The sequence below is a fragment of the Nesterenkonia sp. F genome, from assembly GCF_000220985.1.
Taxonomy (GTDB): domain Bacteria; phylum Actinomycetota; class Actinomycetes; order Actinomycetales; family Micrococcaceae; genus Nesterenkonia.
The window spans coordinates 84,392-91,527 of sequence record NZ_AFRW01000012.1 but is presented as its reverse complement, the minus strand read 5'-3'; the positions used below and the strand labels follow the sequence as shown (position 1 = coordinate 91,527).

The following is a 7,136-nucleotide window of genomic DNA, read 5'->3' as shown; positions in this document are numbered from 1 at the left end:
TCCGACGAACTCGACGAGGAGAAACGGCGCCACCGCGAGCGAGACGGGACCAGGCGGGCCAGGCAGGGTCGGACAGAGGCGAGACGGGGACGGACGGGACCGGGCGGGAACGCGCGGTTCCGGATCGGGACCGGCGAACATCGGACGAACACCGGACGGCGCGGGAGATGCCGTCGGGACCGGCCGCCGACCCGCGGCAGCACCCTGTGCAGGAGCAGACGGGGCTTCTCCACAGATCCCCGATTCGGCAGGCGACGACTACGCCGAGTGCGGCACAGTCGCGCCATGACCTCATCGACCAGCAACTCGACGCGGCGCCGCACCGTCGACGCCCGCCCTGTCCGTGCTCGGGCTCGACCTGACGGATCGCACGAGTCCGTCGAGCTCAGCGCCGCCGTGGCCCGGGGCGAGCTGCTCCGGATCCGCCGCGGCGTCTACTTCGACGCGGAGGCCTGGATGGCCCTCCCGCCGTGGGACCGCCACCTCGTCGCCACGGCGGCGACGGCGCTGCACCACCCCGCCGCCGTGTTCTGCCGAGAGACGGCCCTGCTGCTCCACGGCCTGCCGCTGCCGCGGACCCCCGACGCCGTCCATCGGCGCACCACCCGCCCTCAGGAATCCGGCCGACGCCCGCCCGGCCCGCTGACCGGCGCCGCCGGCCCCGCGACGATCCGCCGACTGTCGGACGTCCCGGACGACGGCGCCCAGCCGCACACCAGGGGGCGGAATGCGCTGCAGGGGTTCGCGCTGCAGCGCTCCCTCGCCCCGGAGTGGATGCGGCGAGACGGCGAGACCTCCGGCGTCGCCGTGTCGTCGCAGATCCCCGACGGCGACCTCTGGCGACCGCCGTCGATCCCCGTGCAGCTCGAGCCGCTGCCGCAGGTGCTGCTGGACACCGTCCCCCGGCTCGGCACCGGCTCAGCCGTCGGCGTGCTCGACGCGCTCGGATCCGCCCGCCGGGCTCCGCACCTGCCGCCGCTGCTCGACGAGACGCTCGCCGCCGACGCCGAGCTCCTCCCCCTCCGACGGGCCCGCCGCTGGCAGCAGCTGCGCGGATTCGCCGATCCGCGCGCCGAATCGATCGGCGAGTCTGTCTCCCGCGTGCTGATCGCCGAGCTCGGCTTCGCTCCACCAGAGCTGCAGGTCGAGTTCCGGCTGCCGGACGGGAGGCTGGCGCGGGTCGACTTCTTCTGGCCCGAGGCTGGACTCGTCGGCGAGTTCGACGGCGAGGTGAAGTACTCCCGCGCCCAGGACCTCACCGGCCTCGACCCCGCCGACGTCGTGATCGCGGAGAAGCGCCGGGAGGACGGGCTCCGAGCTCTGGGACACGGCGTCGCTCGCTGGGGATGGCCGGAGCTGCGGCAGCCGCGCGCCCTGCGGAGAATCCTGCACCAGGCCGGTGCGCCGCGCGGCTGACCCGAAGGAACGGCCGACGACGCCGAGCACGCGCGGCGCAGCGGGACCGCGCCTCCGAGACGCGGAGTCAGACCCGCCGCCACCTCAGAACCATTCGGCCAGCAGATCCCAGCCGAGCTTGGCGACCAGGGCGAAGACCACCACCAGGAAGATGACGCGGACGAACTGCGACCCCTTCGCGATGGCCATCCGTGCGCCGGTGTAGCCGCCCAGCAGATTCGCCGCGCCCAGCAGCAGCCCGAGACCGACCAGCACGTGCCCGGCCGGGCCGAAGGAGAGCAGCGCGCCGAGGTTCGTCGCGGCGTTGACGATCTTCGCGTGCGCCGAGGCGTTGAGGAAGTTGAATCCCAGCACCATGACCAGCCCGATGATCAGGAACGTCCCGGTGCCCGGGCCCAGCACGCCGTCGTAGAAGCCCACCACGGCCCCGACGCCGACGGCCCGGGCGAGGTGTCCCAGCCCGACGTGGCGCAGCCGCTCCAGCCTGCCGACCTGCGGCTTGGCCGCGGTGAAGATCCCCACGCCCAGCAGGGCGAGCACGATGACCGGGGTGATCACCTGCTCGGGCAGCCAGGCGGCGACCTTCGCCCCCAGGTAGCTCGCCGCCAGGGCGGCCAGCGCCGTCGGCGCGGCGGTGCGCAGACTCGGCCGCACTCGCCGGATGTAGGTCAACGCCGACGTGGTGGTGCCGAAGATCGAGCCCAGCTTGTTCGTCGCCAGCGCCTGCACCGGGCTGATGCCCGGCACCGTCAGCAGCACCGGCAGCTGCAGCAGTCCTCCCCCGCCGACGACGGCGTCGACCCAGCCGGCGCTGAATCCCACCAGGATCAGCAGCACCAGCGTCACCCAGGAGACGCCGTCGAAGGAGGTGCTCAGCAGATCGGCGATCAGCTCCACGGCGTCGCGCCGCGGCTCATCGCAGCGCGGCGGCGCGCTCGGCGATCACCGAGACCGCGCCGTCGAGCCGCACCTGCTCGGACTCGCCGCTGCGACGATCCTTCAGCTCCACGTTCCCATCGGCCAGGCCGCGGCCGACCACCACGATGGTGGGCACGCCCAGCAGTTCGGCGTCGGAGAACTTCACCCCCGGCGAGACCTTCGGCCGGTCGTCGAAGAGCGTGGAGACCCCCGCCGACTCGAGGTCGGCGACCAGCTGCTCGGCGGCGTCGTGGATCGCCTGGTCCTTGCCCGTGGCGACCACGTGCACATCGGCCGGAGCGATCGAGCCGGGCCAGATCAGCCCCTTCTCATCATGGTTGGCCTCGGCGAGGGCGGCCAGCACGCGGGTGACGCCGAATCCATAGGAGCCCATGGTCACGGTGGACAGCTTGCCGTCGACGTCCAGCACCTTCAGGCCCAGCGCCTCGGCGTAGCCGGTGCCCAGGTGGAAGATGTGGCCCAGCTCGATGCCGCGGCGGGTGCGCAGCGGGCCGGAGCCGTCGGGCGCCTCGTCGCCCTCCTTGACCTCAGCGGCCTCGATGACGCCGTCCCAGCTGAAGTCCCGGCCGGCGACCAGGCCGAAGACGTGCTGGTCGGCCGCGTTGGCGCCGGTGATCCAGCTGGTGCCCTCGACCACGCGCGGGTCCACCAGGTACGGGACGCCGGTGGAGCCCTCGACGCCGAGCACCGGCTCCTCGCGGCTCAGCCCCGGACCGATGTAGCCGCGCACCAGCCCCGGGGTCGCGCGCAGGTCGGCCTCGGTCGCGGCCTCGACGGCGACCTCGCCGGCCGCGCCCAGGTGCTCGCCGACGGCGGCCTCGATGCGCTTCAGATCCACAGCTCGGTCGCCGGGCAGACCGATGACCGCGACCTTGCGGCCGCCGTCGGGCACGTCGACGCCGATGACCACGTTCTTCAGCGTGTCCGCCGCCGTCCAGGCGCGGTCCGGGCGCGGGTGATCGGCCTGCGCGGCGGCGACCAGCGTCTCGATGGTGTCGGTGCCCGGGGTGTGGTGGACCTCGGCGGCCGGCAGCCCGGAGGCGTCGACCGGCTCCGGGGCGACCGTGGTGACCGCCTCGACATTGGCGCGGTAGCCGCCGTCGGACTCGACGAAGGTGTCCTCACCGACGGCGCAGGGGAAGAGGAACTCCTCGCTGGCCGAGCCGCCCATCGCCCCGGAGACGGCGTCGACGGGCACGACGTCCAGGCCCAGGCGCTCGAAGATCCGCAGATAGGCCGCGCGGTGGGCCGAATAGGCGGCATCCTGATCCTCCTGCTCCAGGGCGAAGGAGTAGGAGTCCTTCATGATGAACTCGCGGCCGCGCAGCAGTCCGGCCCGCGGACGCGCCTCGTCGCGGTACTTGGTCTGGATCTGGTAGATCGACAGCGGGAGGTCCTTGTACGAGGTGTACAGGTCCTTCACCGCCAGGGTGAAGACCTCCTCGTGGGTGGGCGCCAGCAGGTAGTCGGCGCCCTTGCGGTCCTGCAGGCGGAACATGTTGTCGCCGTAGTCCTCCCAGCGGCCGGTGGCCTCATAGGGCTCCTTCGGCAGCAGCGCGGGGAAGTGCACCTCCTGCGCGCCGATGTGCTCCATCTCCTCGCGCACGATCTCCTCCAGATTCCGCAGCACCTTCATGCCCAGCGGAAGCCACGAGTAGATCCCCGGCGCCGCGCGGCGGATGTAGCCGGCGCGCACCATCAGCTGGTGGCTGGCGACCTCGGCGTCGGCGGGATTGTCACGCAGGGTGCGGAGGAAGAGGGAGGAGAGTCTCAGAGGCACGTTCTACTCGATTCCGGGGCGCGGGGACGGATGCTCCCGGAAGTCTACTAAAGGCCGACGCCGGCCACGGCCCGGCGCCGCTCCCCGACCGCGCCGTCCGCTCAGCCCTGGTCGCCGTCGGAGTCGTCGCCGTCGTCGGAGCCGCCGGATACGCCGTCACCGTCGGAACCGTCGGAACCGTCGGAACTGTCCTCCTCGCCGGAGCTCCCGTCGCCGGAGTCGCCGGCCCCCTCCGAACCGTCGTCTCCCGAATCGTCCTCGGGCTCCTCCTCCAGGCTCAGATCCTCGTCGGAGACCTCGCCCAGCACGCGGGCGGCCTCCTCCTGCACCGCCTCGACAGCATCCTCCGTCGCATCGGAGCTGAGCTCACCGTCGACGGACGCGGAGACGGTGACCAGCTGGGCACCTTCGCGCAGCACCACGTTGACCGAGCGGCTCGTCGAGCCGCCGCCGGAGACCTCGCGGATCACCGCGAAGCCCTGTTCCGCGGCGGTGCGCACCGGCTCCTCCTGCATCGTGGTCTCGGTGCTGACGCCGTCGCCCTCCTCACCGTCGGAGCCGGAGGAGCGGCCGGTGGTGTAGCTCGGACAGTTCTCCACGCCCTCCTGCTCGCCGTCGATCCTCGCCGCGGCGGCCTCGACGTCGAGGAAGGACATCACCGTCGCCTCGCGGCCGGCGGTCAGCGGCCCGGACGATGAGCCGGCCGAGTCCCCCGACCCGCCGGCATCCTCCGACCCGCCGGAACTCTCGGAGTCGTCCTCGTCCGACCCGGACTCCCCCGCCGAGACCTGCGCCGCGGCGATCAGCGCGTCGTCGGGGACGGGCATCGCGGAGGTGACCACATGCTGCTTGCACTCCTGCGGGTCCACCGCCAGACGCTGCAGCTCGGTCTCCAGGTCGCGGGCGCCGGGCAGCACATCGTTCGTGTCGGTCAGCGTCGCCGCGTCGTAGACCGAGCGCAGCGCCTCGCGCATGGCCTGATGGGAGCGCTGATCGCCGGAGGGCTCGGGCGCGGTGAGCTGCTCCGTTCCTCCGGGATCCGGCAGCGCCTCGTCGCCGGAGTCCTGCTCGACGGCGGCGGGATCCTGACCGCAGCCGGCCAGGGCCAGACTCGTCGCGGCGGCCAGCGCGAGCACGCCGCGCACGGGCCGCCGTCGGCCGAGGGGGCCACGATCAGCACGGGCCATGACCACTGCCTTCCGGGACGCTGAGGATCGGTACGGGTCGCCGCCGACGTCGACGCCGGGACGAGCACTGTTCAGTATGCGCTCCCGCCTCCGCCGCGGTCCCGCAGACGCGCGGACGGGCCGCAGGTCAGCATCAGCTCACCTGCGGCCCGCCCTGAGGAGACTCGCGGCCGGACGCTCAGCCGGCGGCCACGTCCAGCTCCACCACGCCCCAGGACATCGCCGGGAGCGTCACATGCAGGCGTCCGTCCTGCAGTCCGACGTCGGTCAGCGGCTTGAGCCCGACGGCATCCTGACTGTCGAGGAAGTTGGCCGTCAGCCGGTCCCCGCCCTCCGGCACCGCGAGCACCTCGGCGCTGCTGATCGCGGAGGCCTGAAGACCGTTGAGGTTCAGGTCGACGTCGGCGGCCTCCTCGAGCCCGCGGTTGGCCACGAAGAGAACCAGCTTGCCGGCCGTCTCCTCCCAGGTCACCGTCGCGTCGACGGCGTCGACGTCGCCGAACTTCTTCGTCGGGACCTGCTCCGAGTCCACCGCCAGGCGCATGATCTGCCCGCGGGCCTTCGCCGCGATGCGGGCGAAGGGCCAGAAGATCGACTGGCGCCAGGCCGGACCGTCCTCCTCCGAGCGGATCGGCGCGATGACGTTGGCCAGCTGGGCCTGGTTGGCGATCTTCACCCGGTCACCGTGGCGCAGCAGCGAGTGCAGCAGCGTGCCGACGACGACGGCGTCGGTGACGTTGTAGGCGTCCTCGATCAGCCGCGGGTGCTTCTGCCAGCCCTTGGCCACCTGATGGGGCTGGTCCTCGGTGTCCAGGCCGGTCTGGTACCAGACGTTCCACTCGTCGAAGGAGATGTCGACCTGTGTGGAGTGCTTGCCGGCGGCCTTGACGGCGTCGATCGTCGAGACCACGCCGTCGATGAAGGCGTCCATGTCCACCGCCTCGGCCAGGAACGACGCGGCGTCGCCGTCGTGCTCCTGGTAGTAGGCGTGCATGGAGATGTAGTCGACCTCCTCGTAGGTGTGCGACAGCACCGTGTGCTCCCAGCTGCCGAAGGTCGGCATCTGCCGATTGGAGGAGCCGACGGCGACCAGCTCGATGTCCGGGTCGACCAGCTTCATGGCCTTGGCCGACTCCTGGGCCAGCCGGCCGTACTCGTCGGCGGTCTTGTGCCCGATCTGCCAGGGGCCGTCGAGCTCGTTGCCCAGGCACCACAGCTTGATGTCGAAGGGATCCTGGGTGGTCCCGGTGGCCGCGCCGTTCTTCCGGCGCAGGTCCGACCAGTAGGTCCCGTGCGGGTGGTTGGCGTACTCCACCAGCGCCCGGGCCTCCTCGACGCCGCGGGTGCCGAGGTTGATCGCCTCCATGATCTCGACGTCGGCCTCACGGGCCCACTCGACGAACTCGTGGAGGCCGAAGGCGTTGGTCTCCACCGTGTGCCAGGCGCCGTCGATGCGCACCGGACGGTCCTCCACCGGGCCGACGCCGTCCTCCCAGCGGTAGCCGGAGACGAAGTTGCCGCCCGGGTAGCGGACCACCGTCGGGCCCAGCTCGCGGACCAGCTGCATCACGTCCTGGCGGAATCCGCGGGAGTCGGCCTGCGGGTGGCCCGGCTCGTAGATGCCGGTGTAGACGCAGCGCCCCATGTGCTCGACGAACGAGCCGAAGAGCCGGTGGGGGACCTCCGCGACGGTGAATGCGCGGTCTACGGTCAGATGAGCAGTTGTCATGAGTCTCCTGTCCTTACATGTTGATTTCGAAAGAGTGTCCGGCTCTGCCGGGACCGGACGGTCCGGGCGGCCCGGGCGGCCCGCC

The 7,136-nt window shown here is 72.0% G+C and carries 5 protein-coding genes; 1 reads left to right on the top strand and 4 read right to left on the bottom strand.

Annotation, left to right across the window (positions count from 1 at the left end):
- Nucleotides 1-285: 285 nt before the first annotated feature.
- Nucleotides 286-1,416, top strand: a complete 1,131-nt coding sequence (locus GU5_RS16145) for a hypothetical protein (protein WP_029513909.1) — start codon at nucleotides 286-288, stop codon at nucleotides 1,414-1,416.
- An 84-nt stretch (nucleotides 1,417-1,500) separates the two neighbouring features.
- Here the strand turns inward: GU5_RS16145 and GU5_RS0101105 are convergent, their stop codons facing one another.
- The 4 genes from GU5_RS0101105 to GU5_RS0101090 all read right to left on the bottom strand — a co-directional run bounded on the left by GU5_RS0101105 (nucleotide 1,501) and on the right by GU5_RS0101090 (nucleotide 7,051).
- Entirely contained in the window at nucleotides 1,501-2,313 is an 813-nt protein-coding gene (locus GU5_RS0101105; RefSeq protein WP_010523735.1) for a TSUP family transporter, read from the bottom strand.
- A 16-nt stretch (nucleotides 2,314-2,329) separates the two neighbouring features.
- On the bottom strand, nucleotides 2,330-4,135 hold the full coding sequence (locus tag GU5_RS0101100) for a proline--tRNA ligase (RefSeq protein ID WP_010523734.1): 1,806 nt from the start codon (nucleotides 4,133-4,135) through the stop codon (nucleotides 2,330-2,332).
- Nucleotides 4,136-4,236: 101 nt separating this feature from the next.
- Nucleotides 4,237-5,280 carry a hypothetical protein gene (locus GU5_RS0101095; protein ID WP_010523733.1) on the bottom strand — a complete coding sequence of 348 codons (1,044 nt, stop codon included), beginning with the start codon at nucleotides 5,278-5,280 and terminating at the stop codon, nucleotides 4,237-4,239.
- 220 nt (nucleotides 5,281-5,500) lie between these two features.
- On the bottom strand, nucleotides 5,501-7,051 hold the full coding sequence (locus GU5_RS0101090; protein WP_010523732.1) for an alpha-N-arabinofuranosidase: 1,551 nt from the start codon (nucleotides 7,049-7,051) through the stop codon (nucleotides 5,501-5,503).
- Between the last annotated feature and the right edge of the window lie 85 nt (nucleotides 7,052-7,136).

Coding starts and splice junctions, on each gene's coding strand:
- GU5_RS16145 (WP_029513909.1), top strand. CDS start 286: ATGACCTCATCGACCAGCAACTCGACGCGGCGCCGCACCGTCGACGCC.
- GU5_RS0101090 (WP_010523732.1), bottom strand. CDS start 7,051: ATGACAACTGCTCATCTGACCGTAGACCGCGCATTCACCGTCGCGGAG.